We start from the raw sequence: 15326 nt of genomic DNA on the forward strand, positions 1-15326 counted from the left end.
GGCAACGGCGGAATGCGTACGTACAACCTGAAACGAATCGGGCAATCGGTCCTGGTGATGTGGGCTGCTTACACGCTGTCCTTCTTCCTCCTCAGTGCGCTGCCCGGTGACGCGGTGAACAACCGTATTCAGAATCCCGAGGCTCAACTGACCCCGGAGTCTGCGCGGGCGCTGGTGGAGTACTACGGACTCGATCGGCCGTTGTTCGAGCAATACGTCAGCGGCCTTGGCGGAATTCTGCGCGGAGACTGGGGGTATTCCCTCACCAACGGGACGTCGGTGACCGGTCTTATCGGTGACGTACTGCCGAGCACTATCCAACTCACCGGTCTGGCACTGGTTTTCGGACTCGTTCTTGCTGCTGTTCTCGCAGTGGTGGCCAACTACGCGCCTTGGGCGTCGGTGCGGAGTGTGGTCGGTTCGGTTCCGGCACTGTTCGGCTCGGTGCCCACATTTGTGGTGGGTATCCTTGTGCTGCAGTTCTTGTCGTTCAAGATCCACGTCATTCCCTCCTCCGACGACGGTTCGTTCCTCGCGCTGCTGGCGCCGGCGGCAACGTTGGCCATTCTCATCGCGGCGCCGTTGGCGCAGGTGCTCACTACCTCGATTGCCGCAACCCGAGACTTGCCGTTCGTTCACGTGCTGCAAGCGAAGGGCGCAGGGGAGGGGTATGCCTTCCAGCGGGGTGTGTTGCGAAACTCGGCATTGCCGGTGCTGACGCTGCTCGGGCTCGCCTGCGGTGAATTGATTGCCGGATCCGTGGTCACCGAGGCCGTCTACGCCCGGCCGGGGCTCGGCCAACTGACCGTGAATGCCGTTGGTACCCAGGATCTCCCGGTACTGCAGGGTGTGGTGTTGGTGGCGGCCTTGGCGTACGTGGCAGTCAACCTCGCGGTCGACCTGGCGTATCCGTTCATCGACCCGCGGATTCTGGTGGACGGGCGAAGCCAACGCGTTACGTCTCTTCGGGCCCGCGTGAAGATCGCGCTTCCCGGTCTCGGAGTGAAAGCAGCAGGCGGGGCAGTCGTACCCGTTTCGGTTCAGCGTGGCCTGCCGGTGGAGGTGTCGATGCCATGACCGCAACCATCGAAGATACGACGGGGCAGAATACGGCACCGACAGGAGCGGCAACTCCGGCCCCAGCCGCGTCGAACGTCAGGGAAGTAGTGCGATGGGCGGCCCGGAACTGGGGGTTGGTGCTGTCGACCGTCATTTTCACGCTCGCGGTACTGTGGGCGCTGCTTCCAGGTGTGTTCACCAGCTTCGATCCGATCGCCATCGACAACAGCCGTAAGCTGTTGCCGCCGTCGAGCGAACACTGGTTCGGTACCGACCTTCTCGGTCGTGACATGTACGCACGCGTTGTCTACGGCGCCCGGGCGTCGTTGCTGGGTGCGAGCATGGCGGTGGCTGTCGCAGTGATCGTCGGTTCGGTGCTGGGCGCAGTTGCCGGCTGGTTCGGCGGCTTCGTCGACACCGTCGTGATGCGGCTCATCGACGTGGTGCTCTCGGTCCCCGGGTTCTTGCTGGCGATCACGATCGTGGTGGTGTACACGGCAAAGGCCGGTCAGGCGGGTCTGATTCCCGCTGCGATCGCGGTGGGTCTGACCTCCGCGGCGACATTCGCGCGATTGATCCGATCCGAGGTCCTCAAAGTGCGGGCAAGTAACTATGTCGAGGCGGCGATCACCAGCGGGGCAACAACCTTCACGGTTCTGCGGCGACACGTGATCCCGAATTCGCTGGCTCCGACCGTATCGCTGATTGCAGTTCAGCTCGGCATCGCCATCATCTGGATTGCCTCGCTGAGCTTCCTCGGGCTCGGTGCTCAACCGCCGAATCCCGAATGGGGACTGCTTGTTTCGGATGGGCGCCAGTTCATCGCGACCCGAGGCTGGCTCACGCTCTACCCCGCGCTCACCATCATCGCCGTGGTTCTGGCGACCAACAACATCTCTCGCCACCTCACGGCAAGGAGCTCACGATGAGCCTGGATCCAGTCTTGTCCGTCAAGGGCCTTACCGTCGGCTATCGGACGAATCGCACCCTTGCGCCGGTGGTGCACGATGTCAGCTTCGACGTCGGTCCCGGCCAGGTCCTGGCTCTGGTGGGGGAGTCGGGGTCGGGCAAGACCACTACCGGCCATGCAATCCTCGGCTTGCTCCCCACGAACGGGGAGGTGATCTCGGGATCGATCACCTTCCGCGGCCGAGAATTGACCGCGTTGAACCCCAAGGGGTGGCGCGACATTCGTGGCCGTTCGGTGAGTTTGATTCCACAGGACCCGACAGTGTCCCTGGACCCGGTCCGGCGGGTAGGCCATCAAGTCGAAGACGTGTTGCGCCTGCACACCGACCTCGAAGCGCCGGCACGGCGTGACCGTATTCACGAGCTGTTCACGCTCGTCGGTTTCGATGATGTAGAACGCCGATATCGGCAGTATCCGCATGAATTGTCAGGGGGTATGCGGCAACGAGTGCTGGTTGCAGCGGCAGTCGCAGCGGAACCCGATCTGATCATCGCCGACGAACCCACATCGGGACTCGACGCGACCGTGCAAAAGCAGGTCCTCGATCTCATCGACAGTCTGCGGGCCCGGTCGTCGACAAGCATGGTTCTGGTGACACATGATCTTGGTGTTGCCGCAGACCGCTCCGATCTCATCGGAGTCATGCGCAACGGACATCTGGTCGAAGTCGGACCGAGCGCCGACGTCATCGCGAATCCGCAGCACGCGTATACCCGGCATCTGTTGAACAGCGTGCCGTCACGGTTGTCCCTGCGCGAGAATCGACGCTCAGTGCTCTCGACCCGAAAGACGGTCATCGAGGTCACCGACCTACAGAAGGATTACGGTGAAGTCCCTGCCGTGGACGGTATTTCGTTCCATGTCCAGCAGGGGGAGACGTTTTCGATCGTGGGCGAATCCGGTAGCGGAAAGTCGACCACAGCCCGGATCCTCGCGGGCCTCACCAACGCGACGTCGGGTCACGCGTCCGTGCTGGGCACTGACATCACAGCACTGAGTCGTGCGGAGTTTCGGCCACTTCGTCGGGACGTGCAAATCGTGTACCAGAATCCGTACTCGTCCTTCGACCCCAGGTTCACAGTCTTCGACGTGGTCGAAGAACCGCTGCGGTCATTTCAGAAGGCGCGGTGGGGGCGGCGCCGGGGCAACGTCGACAGGGTGGCCGCGGCGCTGGAAGCCGCTGCACTTCCGGCGGACTTTGCGCGGCGTCATCCACGTGAACTCTCCGGTGGCCAACGCCAACGCGTGGCGATCGCCCGCGCGCTTGTGGTCGAACCGAAAGTGGTCGTGCTCGACGAACCGATCTCGGCGCTGGACGTATCGGTCGCCGCACAGATTCTCGAACTCTTGCAGCGCCTCCAAGAAGACCTTGGTCTCACCTATGTCTTCATCTCGCACGACTTGTCCGTTGTCTCCGCAATCTCCGACCGAGTCGCAGTGATGCAGCGCGGACGAATCGTCGAACAAGGTTCTGTGGAACAGGTCTTTTCGAATCCGACGGACGACTACACCGTGCGGTTGCTGGACGCGATCGCCGGACGCGAACTCACCACTACCCGAGGAATCTCATGACTACTCGACCCGACACACTCGAAGCCGCACTGGTTCGGTTCCGGTCCATCTTCGGCGAACTGGCAAAAGGTGCCGGTGAGCGTGATCTTGTCGGTGAACATCCGTACGAGCTGGTACAGGAGCTTGCCGACGCCGGATTCGGCAAGCTGCGGGTGCCCCGTGAATACGGCGGATTCGACGTTGACCTACCCACCTTGTTCGCCTTGCTCGCGGAGGCAGGCCAAGCCGATTCCAACGTGCCGCAGATCTGGCGCGGGCATTTCACCACTACGGAGATCCTGCGGTCGGAAACCGATTCCGATGTGCGTCGGCAGTGGTTGGCCGCCGTCGCCGGCGGCGCGGTATTCGGCAACGCGCAGTCGGAGCCGGCCGATCGTGTGGCAGGTCTGGATACAGGCTCGGGTTGGGGCACGATCACCACGCGGGTCAGGAAGAGTGACGCGGGCGAGCGAGTAGTCTCCGGCACCAAGTTCTACTCGACCGGCTCTCGCTTCGCCGATTACATTCGGGCGGCGGTTGTCGACGGCGACGGACACCGGGAGTTCGTGGTGCTGCCCGCCCGGCACCCGGGCGTGGACCACGTTGACGACTGGGACGGCGTCGGGCAACGTCAGACTGGCAGTGGTACAACAGTTTTCACCGACGTCCCGGTGGAGTCCCACGGTGAGATCGGCCGCCACACCGAATCTCTGCGCGGACTGGACTCGTTCGTTCAGATCGTGCATCTGGCGAATCTGGTCGGGATTGCGCGCAGTGTGCTTGCCGAGACCGTCGACATCGTCCGGAATCGAACCCGCACCAGCCGACATGCGCTGACTCAGGACGCGGCAGCCGATCCGGACGTGCTCGGTGTTGTCGGAACGCTCTACTCCCGCACGCTCACCGCCGAGACCTTGCTGGCTCACGCCGCGCGGCGACTCGAAGACGCGCATGGCACTGGCGACGAGGCCGACTACGCCGATGCCTATATCCAGTCCTCTGCAGCGCAGGTGGCGGTCATCGATGCCGTCCTTGCCAGTGCCACTGATGCCTTCAATGCCGGTGGTTCGTCAACGGCTCGCGCGCGAGTACATCTCGATCGGCACTGGCGGAACGCGCGCACTCTCGCGTCGCACAACCCGGTCATCTACAAGCCGAGGGTCATCGGCGACTACTACGTCAACGGAAACGCGCCGGTGTCAGGCTATTACGCGGATCGACCGTCCGCCGCCGATGCCGACGGGGACATCGAAAGGGCTCAGTCGTGAGCAGGCAACTGCACCTGAACGTCAACATCCTCAATGCCGGTGTGTTCGGAGGTTCCTGGCGGTTCCCGGATACCGACGCACTGGCGAGCTACACGATCGACCACTACACCTCGATCGCCAAGAAGGCCGAGGCTGCCAAGCTCGACGCGGTCTTCCTCGCCGACGGTCCATCGCTGGACCCGAGTATCAGGCACCGACCCGGCAACAACCTGGAGCCGACAACGGTGTTGGCGCGTGTGGCCGCACAGACCGACAAGATCGGACTGATCGGGACACTGTCGAGTTCGTACAACGATCCGGAAGAAATCGCCAGGCGGCTGGGCGACCTCGACTACGTCAGCGGCGGCCGATTCGGGTGGAACGTGGTGACAACGGCAGGTCCGGTCGCAGCACGCAACTTCGGCCACATCGGAGAGCCGGAGCACGGTCTCCGCTATCGCCGTGCCGCGAGTGTCGTCGAGCAGGTAGTGACCAGGTGGGGCGCGCGAACCGAACTCGTATCACCACAGGGGCGGCCGGTCATAGTGCAGGCGGGAGGTTCCAGTGACGGTAAGCGATTGGCCTCGCAGATAGGCGAGGTGATCTTCTCCGCTGAACAGGACTTGGACAGGGCACGAGCATTTCGCACCGAGATCCGGGAAGGTGCAAGGAAGTTCGGTCGTTCCCCGGACGAGGTAGTTGTTCTGCCGGGGCTGTCGACGGTGTTGGGCAGCACCGAGGCGGAGGCCATCGCGCGGCGGGAACTGCTCGACGAACTGTTGCCCGACGCCTACGCGCGCGATCGCCTGGCCGGACAACTCGGGTCTTCCCTTGACGGGCTCGACGACGATCAGCCCATTCCAGCTGAGCTGCTGGGAAATCCAGACCACGCCGGCGGATCTCAGACGTTCTACCGGGTGGTGCTCGGCATCATCGAGCGTGAGAATCCGACCCTGCGTCAGTTGTTGAAGAAGCTCTCCGGAGGTGGTGGTCACCGCATTGTCGTGGGTACACCGGAACAGATCGCCGACGACATCGAGCGCTGGTACCGGTACGGCGCGGCGGACGGATTCAACGTGATGCCGGATGTGTTGCCTTCCGGGTTCGACGATTTTGCCGATCATCTTGTGCCCGAACTGCGCCGGCGAGGGCTGTTCCGCACCGAATACGAGGGGACAACCCTGCGTGATCATCTCGGGCTCGGCGTTCCGGGCGTTCCCCACAGCACCATCACAGACGAGTACCCGCTCGTGAGCGCGGAATGAGGAGAAACAGATGACTGTGTTCGTGGAGTTGGCGGTGGGTGATTCGGAGGGACAGGTGTCCGTCGCCGCCGCAGATGCAATCGCACGAGTTGCCCAGAGCGTGAACGCGAGTGGGATCAGACTTGTCGACGCCGTCGACGGTCGGCCCACGATCGATCCTTCGATCGTCGGCAGTTACCTGGCCGGTCGGTACGGCCATCTCGGATACCTGATCGATGCGCGGACAACGCACAATGCGCCGTACAACCTGGCGCGGCGAGTGCTCTCGCTCGATCGCGCGACCGACGGCCGTGTGGGTGTTGTCCTTCAACCGGGAGACAGTGACGAGGTCAGCGCTGCGACAACGCCGGATCCGCCGGCGTCGGACCCCAGCGAGCGGTGGGTTGAATATGCGGAGATCGTCTCGCGGCTGTGGGAGTCGTTTCCACGGGAAGCGCTGCTCGGAGACCAGGAGCGTGCCACCTTTGTCGACGACACGTTGATAGCTCCGATCAATCACGAGGGTCGGTTCTATCGCGTGGCCGGACCGTTGGATGGACCGGCGTCGGTGCAAGGCCGGCCCGTGGTCGTCGCCGCGGCCCCTGTCGCTCTGGGATGGTCGCAGGTTGCGGTACTCGCCGACGTCGTCATCGTCGAGCGCGACAACATCGAGGGCGCGGACGCTGCCCTGTCGGCAGCCCTCGATTCCGCCGGGCGTCGGCGAACAGATGTCGCACTGCTGGCCAGACTGACCGGTGCCGTCGATGCGGTAGAACTCAAGAAGTGGGCGCCGGACAACGGTGTCGACGGTTTCGTTCTGGCAACAACCGGCCGTGACGACGCTGCGGTTCTGGACCTGGTGAGGGACGTGGTTCCTCAACTTGCGGGGCCGATCGGGCGCACGCTGCGTTCGACGCTCGCCTTGCGTGAGAGCGCGGAGGTGTTCGCGTGACGGCCGTGGATGTGTCTCCGGCATCTGCACCGGAACACGCTGGAGAACGTCAGGCGGAAAAGCTGACCGTCGCCGGAATCCGCGCAGCCGCCGCTCCGGTGTTGGCCCGACTCGGTGCCACTGTCCGGGTTCGTGAAGAGTCACGTGACTATGCGTTCGACGATGTTCGTGAACTTGCGGACCGCGGAATAGCGCTGACCGGTATTGCGACTGTCGACGGCGGCGGCGGTGGCACCGTCCGGGATGTCGTGGAACTTGTCATCGATATCGCGCGCGCCGATTCCAATGTCGCACAGGCGCTTCGGCCGACATTTCTTGCCGCGAACCAGGTTGCCAGTCGTGAGGACGTTCCACTTCGGGAGATCAATCTGGAGCGTCTACGCCAGCGGGCGCTGTTCGTAGGGACCGGTAACGAGCGCAACGGCGGGGCGAGCGGCAGCGTGTCCACCACAGCCCGCCGTGACGGCGACGGTTATGTCGTGAACGGACGAAAGTTCTACTCGACCGGTGGTTTGTACGCGACGTATTTCTCTTCGCAAGCCGTCACCGAGGACGGAACCACCATCCGATTCACCGTGCCGGTTGATCGCGCGGGAGTCGACCGGCGTGATGACTTCGACGCTATCGGCCAGCGGCTGACGCAGAGCGGTTCCACATGGTTCGACGACGTGCGGGTGAGTGATGACGAGGTTGTCGTCGCGGGGGAGTCGCTCCCGGACAATCCGTGGCAGGGCTCTTTTGCGCAGCTCTATCTCGCTGCCGTACAGGCAGGTATCGCGGCGCGCGCACTCGATGATGCGGTGTGGTTCGTTCGGGAGCAGGCTCGCCCGATCAAGCACAGCTCGGCGACACGGAGTGTCGATGATCCGTATGTGCGTGCGACCGTCGGCGAACTCGGCGCGCGGGTACGGGCAGCACGTGCGGTGGTGTTGTCGGCCGCCGAAGAGCTCCAGAATCTGCGAGGGTTGACGGGCGAGGACGCACGCCGGGCCGGTGCGAATGCGGCAGTTGCTGTTGCCGAATCAGGCGTCATAGCCATTGAATCCGCGCTTCGTGCTGCGGAATTGCTCTTCGACGTCGGTGGAGGCTCGATCACCAACCGGGAGTGGGGTTTCGACCGTCACTGGCGCAATGCCCGTACGGCCGCGAACCACAATCCGCGTCAATGGAAAGCGGCGGTTGCCGGTGCCTACCACCTCACGGGCGAAGAGCCCCCGACTACGGGGCTGTTCTGAACACATGCGTGCACAGCACTATCGAAGGAGAAAGGGAACCAATGACCATCGAGGTTGACCGCGTGCTCGGACGAACCGGGGTCCGGATCACTCCACTGACACTCGGGACGATGAACTTCGGACGCTGGCAGGAAGAAGGCGAGAGCCTTCGGATCATCTCGTCCGCTCTGGATTTGGGTGTCTTGGCGATCGACACGGCAGACGTGTATGCCCAGGGCGTGTCGGAGGAGATTGTCGGGAAAGCGATCGAAGGTCGGCGCGACGACGTGTTCCTCGCGACCAAGTTTCACGGCCAGATCGGGACCGACCCTCGCCACGCCGGAAATTCGCGCCGCTGGATCACGCGGGCGGTCGAGGACAGCTTGCGCAGGCTGAGGACCGACTACATCGACCTCTATCAGGCGCATCGCCCAGATCCGGATACGAGCCTGCTCGAGACGTTGCACTCGCTCAACGATCTGATCCGTCAGGGCAAGATCCGCTACTACGGAACGTCCGCTTTTCCGGCACACCTGCAGGTCGAAGCTCATTGGCTTGCAGAGAAATACGGCCTCGTCGCGCCGCACACCGAGCAGCTTCCCTACTCACTGCTGGTGCGGGGCGCCGAGCGCGAGGTGTTCCCGGTGGTGCGGAAGTACGGAGTTGGCGTCCTTTCGTACGGTCCGCTGGCTGCCGGATGGTTGTCGGGCAAGTATCGCGTGGGTGCGCAGCAACCTGAATCGGCACGAGCCGACCTGATCCCGGGTCGCTTCGACGTGAGCAACCAACGCAACCAGCGCAAGCTCGTGGCGGCTGACGCGCTTGCTCAACTGGCGGAGGACAACGGAATTACGCTTGTCGATCTGTCGATCGGATTTGCCCTCAATCATCCGGCTATCAGCAGCGTCATCATCGGGCCACGAACGCAGGAACATCTCGAAGCGTATGTGAAGGCAGCGACCGTGCAGTTGAGCGATCAGATCCTGGACCGGATCGATGAGATCGTCGATCCGGGTACGCAATTCTCCGAGCGAGACACCGGCCGGGACACTCCTTCGTTGACACCGGCCGAGCTTCGCCGCAATCACCGCTGACTTGTCGAAAACTACTGAAAGACTATAAAACTCATGAGCTATGGCACCTTCGAAACCACCTACACCGCTGACGCCGACCGCTACACCAAGATCCCGTACCGCAGAAGTGGTGCGTCCGGGCTCGATCTTCCGGCGTTCTCTTTCGGACTGTGGCAGAAGTTCGGTACCGATTACGCGTACGAGACGCAGCGGGAGATCATCCTGCACGCTTTTGATCTCGGGATCACCCACTTCGACAATGCGGACCGCTACGGCCCCCCGCACCGCGCTGCGCAGAAGAACTTCGGGAGGGTTCTCGCCAAGGACTTGGCGTCCTACCGGGACGAGATCATCCTGTCGACCAAGGCGGGGAACGCGATAGGACCCAGCCCGTACCTCAAGGGCGGCTCTCGCAAGTCCCTTCTGGCCTCGCTCGATCACAGCCTGCGTGACTTCGGCACGGACTACGTGGATATCTTCTACAGCCACAGCCCGGATCTGTCGACTCCCCTCGAAGAGACTGTCGGAGCACTTGTGTCGGCGGTGCAGCAGGGTAAGGCCCTGTACGTGGGACTCTCGAACTATCTCCCCGAACGTGCGCACGAGGCCGCAGTGTTACTGCGCGAGGCTGGTGTTCCACTGCTCATCCACCAGCCGAGGTACTCGATCTTCGATCGGCGCATCGAACAGAACGGATTGCTCGAGCTGGCGCAAGAGGACGGCTTCGGTCTGGTCGTGTATTCGCCGCTGGCTCAAGGCTTGCTCACGAACAAGTACCTGGAGACCATCCCGGCTGATGCCCGGGCAGTCAACAGCACGTTCCTTAGCCCTGATGTCCTCACCGACACCTACCGGCAGCGTGCGTCCGAGCTCAACAAACTGGCTGAATCGCGTGGACAGTCGTTGGCGCAGTTGGCGCTTCAATGGGTTTTGCGGCAGCCCGCGGTCACGTCGGCGCTGGTGGGAGCCAGCTCGACGTGGCAGCTCGACCACAATCTGCAGGCTCTGAGCTTCCCGGACTTGACGGATGAGGAACTCGCAATCATCGAAGAGCACGGTGTCCATGGCACCGGGCTGAACCTCTGAGATGACAGGCGTCGCAGCGCCGATCGGCGCCGGTGTTGCAGCGCCGATCGGCGCGGGCATCGAGGATGGACGACCGTTCCGGCTTAATTTCCTGCTCCACCTGGACCGGGATCTGTCACCAGCGGAGGCCTACCGCGAGGCGATCGAATTGTTCGTTGCCGTTGAGGAATTGGGCTACGACTCCGGGTGGGTGATCCAGCGGCATTTCCGTCAGGGCAATGAACACATCTCGGCCCCGCTGGTGACACTGGCGGCGATCGCCCAGCACACAAGCAGGATTCGTTTGGGCACAGGGGTATTGGTGCTTCCGCTCGAGGATCCGCTGAAGGTTGCCGAAGACGCTGCGACGCTTGATGTGATCAGTAATGGGCGGTTGGAGTTGGGCCTGGGTTCAGGACCATTCCCGGGGGCATGGGAAGCGTTCGGGAGGGATCTCGCCGGCAAACAGCGGTTGGTTGACGAGTCGATCGACCGACTGCACAGCGTGCTGGAGGGGAAGTCCCTCAACAGCATCGGGGAGGTCCTGTATCCACCCGGCCAGGGTGTGCGGGATCGACTGTGGCAGGCAACGACGAGTGACCCCGAGCGCGCTCATGCGGCGGCCGAAGCCGCGGCTCGGGCCGGCGACGGCTTGCAGTTGTCCAGGGCCAACACCTGGCGGGGCGGAAGTTCACGGGAGGCGCAGGAGCGGCAGGCGACGTGGATCGAGACCTACCGCGCGGCCTGGAACGACCGGGTGCGCTCACCGCGGGTGCAGGTATCGCGTGCGGTGTATCCACACCCGGACCGCGCAGCGGCGGTCCGGCTGGTGGCTCCGGGGGTGCGGCGTTGGCAGAGCTGGAACACGTCGGGTGAACCGACCCGCAGCCAGAGCGTCGAGGACTATCTTGCCGCAGACCGGGCGTTGATCGGACCCAGCGAGACGTTGGCAACCGAACTCGCAGCCGACCCGGCACTGCGTGACATCACAGACTTGCTGGTGAGCTTTGTGCCCGGCGTACCGGACCGGGATGAACATCTCCGGTTGCTCGAAACCAGCGCCCGGGAGCTGGCCCCGTTGTTGGGCTGGCGACCGGCAGCTGTGCCCGTTCCTTCATAACCTGATTGTGAGATTTTTGCGATGACTGGATTGCACCTGAATTTGTCCCTCATGACACCCGGACATTTCCGGCACGCGTGGCGGTTACCTCACGCTGATCCGGTGGCCTATCTGGACGTCGATCATTTTGCGCGGCTTGCTCGGATCGCTGAAGCGGCCAAGATCGACGCCGTTTTTCTCGGTGACGGTCCGGCGTTGCGGGGAGAGATCGAGGAAGCACCAGGCACCGGAATTGACCCGCTGGTGCTGCTGGGCCACCTGGCAGCGATCACCGAGAACCTTGGCGTGGTGATCACCAGTTCGACTACGTATAACTCGCCGTACAACCTGGCCCGCCGATTTCAAGCACTCGACCACGTCACCAAGGGCCGAGCCGCCGTCAACATCGTGACCACCGGGACGCCGGCTGCGGCCGCGAACTTCGGATTGTCCGAGCACCCGGACAAAGAGACTCGCTATCGTAGGGCCTGGGAGTTTCTCGAGGTCGTGACCAGCCTGTGGGACAGCTGGAAACCGGATTGGCTTGTCGCGGACAAGAAGTCGGGGCACTACGCAGATGTCTCCAAAATTCGCGCCAGCGACCATGTCGGGGAGTTCTTTTCGGTGGCCGGTCCGCTTCCGGTCCCGCCGGGGCCACAGGGGCGTCCGGTGTTGGTGCAAGCCGGCGGATCAGAGGGTGGGTTGAAGCTGGCCGGAGATTTTGCCGATGTCGTGTTCACGGTGGCACAGACGCAGTCGAAAGCGGTGGAGTTTCGCGATGACATCCGCCGTCGGGCCGCCCTTGCCGGTCGCCGCGAAGACGACGTGAAGATCTCACTCGGAGTGGTTGTACTGGTTTCGGCAACGGAGGCGCAGGCGCGGGCACGAGAGAAGGAACTGTATGCGACATTGCCGATCGAACGACTGACTGCGGTGCTGCTTGCCAATCTGGGTCTACCCGAGGGCTCGTTCGGCCCCGACGACGTGATCTCCGAAGCCGATCTACCGGAAGAGATTCCGACCGGGGCGTTCTCGACCGGATTCAGTGTGTCGACGCGGGCCCTGATCCACGAGCGTCCACTCACCCCGCGTGAACTGGTCGCGCGCGGGGCGGGCGGATCGGGACATCGGCTCGTGGTGGGTTCGGCGGAGCAAGTTGCCGACGATCTTCAGGCCTGGTTCGAGGCCGGAACAGCCGATGGTTTCACCATCATGCCTGCGGATACCGCCGTCGACCTCGAGAACTTCGCAACCCTGGTCGTGCCCATTCTGCAATCGCGTGGTCTGTTCCAGCGTGAGTACACAGCACCGACGCTGCGAGAGAGATTGGGCCTGTCCTTCGGGACTCGTGAAAGCCCCGGGCCGCAGCGGTCTAGCGCAGAGTTTTCCGATGGATCGACTCGAGTGGCGGCGCCGCTCCCGGTGTAAACCTCGATTCAGATTGAAAACTGTTGTGGAGGTGCCGGACTACCGGGCGGATACCGCGGCGTGCTCCGAACGCGTCAACACGAGTGGAGTACCGTCGGCACGTCCCATGTTGGAGACGTGTGGGTCTTCGTGCATGGTGCGACCGAGATATCGCCCAAGCGGTTGCCAGGCAGCGCAGCGGCGATCCCTGCTGCCAACGCACGTTCGGTGGCTTCGATGAGGCGCACGTCCTGAGCTCGGGGGACGCCGACGATGACACTCCGAGCCGGATCGGCGGCCCAACCGTCAATCGACACTGCGATGTCCATGGTCAGCAGGTCGGCATCGCGCAGTGCATAATCATGTGGCATCCCGTGCAGCACTGCGTCGTTGACTGCCAAGCAGACGACGTTGCGGAACGGACCTCGCCCGAACGACGGCGCGTAGTCCCAGTAGCACGACTGAGCGCCGCGCTGGTTGATCAGATGGCGGGCGCGATGTTCCAGGTCGAGTAGGTTCACCCCCGGCTTGGCCCGGACGGGGAGGTCGTCGAGCAACTCTGCGATGAAGGTGCCGGGGTTTCCTCTCCAACGGGCCCCGTGGCCGGTATTAAAATACCGGAGTCAGGCCGACGAAGGCGGAACCGCAGTCGCGGAGAGTAGAGCGGATGGCAGGATTCGAACCCACGTGGACGGTTTTGCAGACCGCTGCCTCGCCTCTCGGCCACACCCGCAGTGGTAACCAATTATGTTTGCAAAAACCAACATTCACCAGGTTTGCAATCACGATGAGTTGAATGAACCGAGCAATCGACAACGAGCGGTGGGGAGGTCGCTGCCGCTTCTCGGACTACTTGTCACGTCTCGGTATCGGGCCGCGCTTCGATAAAAGTACCGATCATCGGGAATTATGCATGTGAACTTCGATCGACGACCCGCATCGTCTCTGTGTCAGCCATCACAACGATGTGTTCGAATGACTACGAGGTGAATCATGCGTCACGAAGGAAGTACCACCGAGCAGCTCGCACTACCGGCCAGGACGGTCCGGAAAGTCATGCTCCGTTTCATGCCGGTCATCGGATTGGCCTACATCGTCCTGTATCTCGATAGATTGAATATCGGTGTCGCAGCATTGACGATGAACAAGGAACTCGGCATATCTGCATCGATGTTCGGGTTCGCTGCCGGGATCTATTTCTGGAGCTACACGATCTGCGAACCGCCGAGCAACTACATTCTCACGAAGGTCGGCGCGCGCCGCTGGATCACCAGAATCATGATCACGTGGGGGATCGTCACCATCGGAACGGCATTCGTGCAAGGGGCTTCGGGCCTGGTCGCGGCACGATTCCTACTCGGTATCGCCGAGGCCGGATTCTCGCCCGGAATGCTGTTCTTCGTATCGAAGTGGTTCCCTAATCGTGACCGGGGCAAGGCGATGGCCTGGATCGTCACGTTCATCTGTTTTTCGGGGCTGGGTACGCCGATCACTACGCATCTGATGGCTATCGACGGATTTCTCGGGCTTTCGGGTTGGCGGTGGGTCTTCATTCTCACGGGCGTCCCGGCTGTCGTGATGGCCTTCGTGATCTACAAGGTTCTGCGTGACAAGCCTTCCGAGGCCGAGTTTCTCACCGAAGAAGAACGTGGTTGGCTCACCGACACTCTCGAAGCCGAGGCGCAGGAGCGTGAAGCGGTAGTCGGTAAGCACAGTTTCCTGCAGGGCCTAGTGCATCCACGTGTCCTTGTTCTGATCGCCGTCTTCATCTGTTTCACATTCAGTCTCAACGGGTTCCAGATCTGGATGCCACAGATCTATGCGCAGTTCGGGATGACCACCACGCAGATCGGCTGGGTTGCCGCGTTGCCTGCTCTGATCGCGATCGGGCCGATGATCTGGTGGACACGGCATTCGGACCGCGCCGGTGAACGTCCCGTGCACTTTGCCATAGCGGCGTCGGTGGCCGCGCTCGGATTTGCCATCGCCGCACTGTTTTTCACCACTCCCGTCGTCGCGATCTTCGGATTCTGCATCGCTGGTATCGGTCTCTACAGTTCGATGAGCATTTTCATCACCATGCCGTCCAGCTTCCTTACCGGCGCCGCTCTTGCTGCCGGATTCGGAGTGATCAACGGAATGGGCAATCTCGGTGGCTATTTCGGCCCTCAGGTGACCGGCTGGATCAAGGATGCGACCAACAGTTTCACGCCGGCCATCGGCGTGTACTCCGGGGTGCTCGCCATGGCGGCACTGATCGTGCTGATCCTCAAGCTACTCACGAGGAAAGCCGACAAGGCGAATGCTCAACTGACGCTGGACTACCGGTCGGAACGGGACGCAGGCACTCTCGTCACACCCGAGCAGGGTTGAGCGCACACGTTCGAGCAGCAACAAGTCCCGATCAACGGGAATTATGCATTCTCCGTGCGCTCTGTCGCGGGA

The 15326-nt window shown here is 62.6% G+C and carries 12 protein-coding genes, 1 tRNA gene and 1 pseudogene; 12 read left to right on the top strand and 2 right to left on the bottom strand.

Annotated elements, in window-relative coordinates:
* Window positions 1-12 precede the first annotated feature (12 nt).
* The 11 genes from FFI94_RS13065 to FFI94_RS13115 are packed head-to-tail and all read left to right on the top strand — an operon-like array spanning window position 13 to window position 12902.
* Window positions 13-1077, top strand: coding sequence for an ABC transporter permease (locus FFI94_RS13065; RefSeq protein ID WP_138868236.1), 1065 nt, complete (start codon window positions 13-15; stop codon window positions 1075-1077).
* Window positions 1074-1988, top strand: a complete 915-nt coding sequence (locus FFI94_RS13070) for an ABC transporter permease (protein ID WP_138868237.1) — start codon at window positions 1074-1076, stop codon at window positions 1986-1988. The genes FFI94_RS13065 and FFI94_RS13070 overlap by 4 nt, the downstream gene beginning before the upstream one ends.
* On the top strand, window positions 1985-3601 hold the full coding sequence (locus FFI94_RS13075; protein WP_138868238.1) for an ABC transporter ATP-binding protein: 1617 nt from the start codon (window positions 1985-1987) through the stop codon (window positions 3599-3601). The genes FFI94_RS13070 and FFI94_RS13075 overlap by 4 nt, the downstream gene beginning before the upstream one ends.
* Window positions 3598-4848: an acyl-CoA dehydrogenase family protein gene (locus tag FFI94_RS13080; protein WP_138868239.1), complete on the top strand. Its 1251-nt coding sequence runs from the start codon at window positions 3598-3600 to the stop codon at window positions 4846-4848. The genes FFI94_RS13075 and FFI94_RS13080 overlap by 4 nt, the downstream gene beginning before the upstream one ends.
* Window positions 4845-6092: an LLM class flavin-dependent oxidoreductase gene (locus FFI94_RS13085; RefSeq protein WP_138868240.1), complete on the top strand. Its 1248-nt coding sequence runs from the start codon at window positions 4845-4847 to the stop codon at window positions 6090-6092. The genes FFI94_RS13080 and FFI94_RS13085 overlap by 4 nt, the downstream gene beginning before the upstream one ends.
* A 10-nt stretch (window positions 6093-6102) precedes the next feature.
* The gene (locus tag FFI94_RS13090; protein ID WP_138868241.1) at window positions 6103-7023 is read left to right on the top strand and encodes an LLM class flavin-dependent oxidoreductase; all 921 of its coding nucleotides are present in this window, start codon (window positions 6103-6105) and stop codon (window positions 7021-7023) included.
* On the top strand, window positions 7020-8258 hold the full coding sequence (locus FFI94_RS13095) for an acyl-CoA dehydrogenase family protein (RefSeq protein ID WP_138868242.1): 1239 nt from the start codon (window positions 7020-7022) through the stop codon (window positions 8256-8258). Before FFI94_RS13090 ends, FFI94_RS13095 begins: the two co-directional genes overlap by 4 nt.
* Window positions 8259-8299: 41 nt before the next feature.
* Window positions 8300-9331 (top strand): aldo/keto reductase, encoded by a 1032-nt coding sequence (locus tag FFI94_RS13100; protein WP_138868243.1) that lies wholly within the window; start codon window positions 8300-8302, stop codon window positions 9329-9331.
* Between the two features lie 33 nt (window positions 9332-9364).
* Window positions 9365-10396 (top strand): aldo/keto reductase, encoded by a 1032-nt coding sequence (locus FFI94_RS13105; protein ID WP_138868244.1) that lies wholly within the window; start codon window positions 9365-9367, stop codon window positions 10394-10396.
* 1 nt (window position 10397) lies between these two features.
* The gene (locus FFI94_RS13110; RefSeq protein ID WP_138868245.1) at window positions 10398-11495 is read left to right on the top strand and encodes an LLM class flavin-dependent oxidoreductase; all 1098 of its coding nucleotides are present in this window, start codon (window positions 10398-10400) and stop codon (window positions 11493-11495) included.
* Window positions 11496-11516: 21 nt separating this feature from the next.
* Window positions 11517-12902 (top strand): NtaA/DmoA family FMN-dependent monooxygenase, encoded by a 1386-nt coding sequence (locus FFI94_RS13115; protein ID WP_138868246.1) that lies wholly within the window; start codon window positions 11517-11519, stop codon window positions 12900-12902.
* A gap of 96 nt (window positions 12903-12998) precedes the next feature.
* On the opposite strand, the pseudogene FFI94_RS13120 reads toward FFI94_RS13115, so the two are convergent.
* Together FFI94_RS13120 and FFI94_RS13125 are read right to left on the bottom strand one after the other, a co-directional pair.
* Window positions 12999-13447 (bottom strand): annotated as a pseudogene (locus tag FFI94_RS13120) (M24 family metallopeptidase); the annotation flags it as partial.
* A gap of 96 nt (window positions 13448-13543) precedes the next feature.
* A tRNA-Cys gene (locus FFI94_RS13125) sits at window positions 13544-13614 on the bottom strand.
* Window positions 13615-13874: 260 nt separating this feature from the next.
* Between FFI94_RS13125 and FFI94_RS13130 the strand changes: the two genes are divergently transcribed.
* Complete coding sequence (locus tag FFI94_RS13130; protein WP_138868247.1) at window positions 13875-15254, top strand: MFS transporter; 1380 nt, start codon at window positions 13875-13877, stop codon at window positions 15252-15254.
* Window positions 15255-15326: the final 72 nt, after the last annotated feature.

It is taken from the genome of Rhodococcus sp. KBS0724, assembly GCF_005938745.2.
Taxonomy (GTDB): domain Bacteria; phylum Actinomycetota; class Actinomycetes; order Mycobacteriales; family Mycobacteriaceae; genus Rhodococcus_F.

Coding starts and splice junctions, on each gene's coding strand:
- FFI94_RS13065 (WP_138868236.1), top strand. CDS start 13: ATGCGTACGTACAACCTGAAACGAATCGGGCAATCGGTCCTGGTGATG.
- FFI94_RS13070 (WP_138868237.1), top strand. CDS start 1,074: ATGACCGCAACCATCGAAGATACGACGGGGCAGAATACGGCACCGACA.
- FFI94_RS13075 (WP_138868238.1), top strand. CDS start 1,985: ATGAGCCTGGATCCAGTCTTGTCCGTCAAGGGCCTTACCGTCGGCTAT.
- FFI94_RS13080 (WP_138868239.1), top strand. CDS start 3,598: ATGACTACTCGACCCGACACACTCGAAGCCGCACTGGTTCGGTTCCGG.
- FFI94_RS13090 (WP_138868241.1), top strand. CDS start 6,103: ATGACTGTGTTCGTGGAGTTGGCGGTGGGTGATTCGGAGGGACAGGTG.
- FFI94_RS13100 (WP_138868243.1), top strand. CDS start 8,300: ATGACCATCGAGGTTGACCGCGTGCTCGGACGAACCGGGGTCCGGATC.
- FFI94_RS13105 (WP_138868244.1), top strand. CDS start 9,365: ATGAGCTATGGCACCTTCGAAACCACCTACACCGCTGACGCCGACCGC.
- FFI94_RS13110 (WP_138868245.1), top strand. CDS start 10,398: ATGACAGGCGTCGCAGCGCCGATCGGCGCCGGTGTTGCAGCGCCGATC.
- FFI94_RS13115 (WP_138868246.1), top strand. CDS start 11,517: ATGACTGGATTGCACCTGAATTTGTCCCTCATGACACCCGGACATTTC.
- FFI94_RS13130 (WP_138868247.1), top strand. CDS start 13,875: ATGCGTCACGAAGGAAGTACCACCGAGCAGCTCGCACTACCGGCCAGG.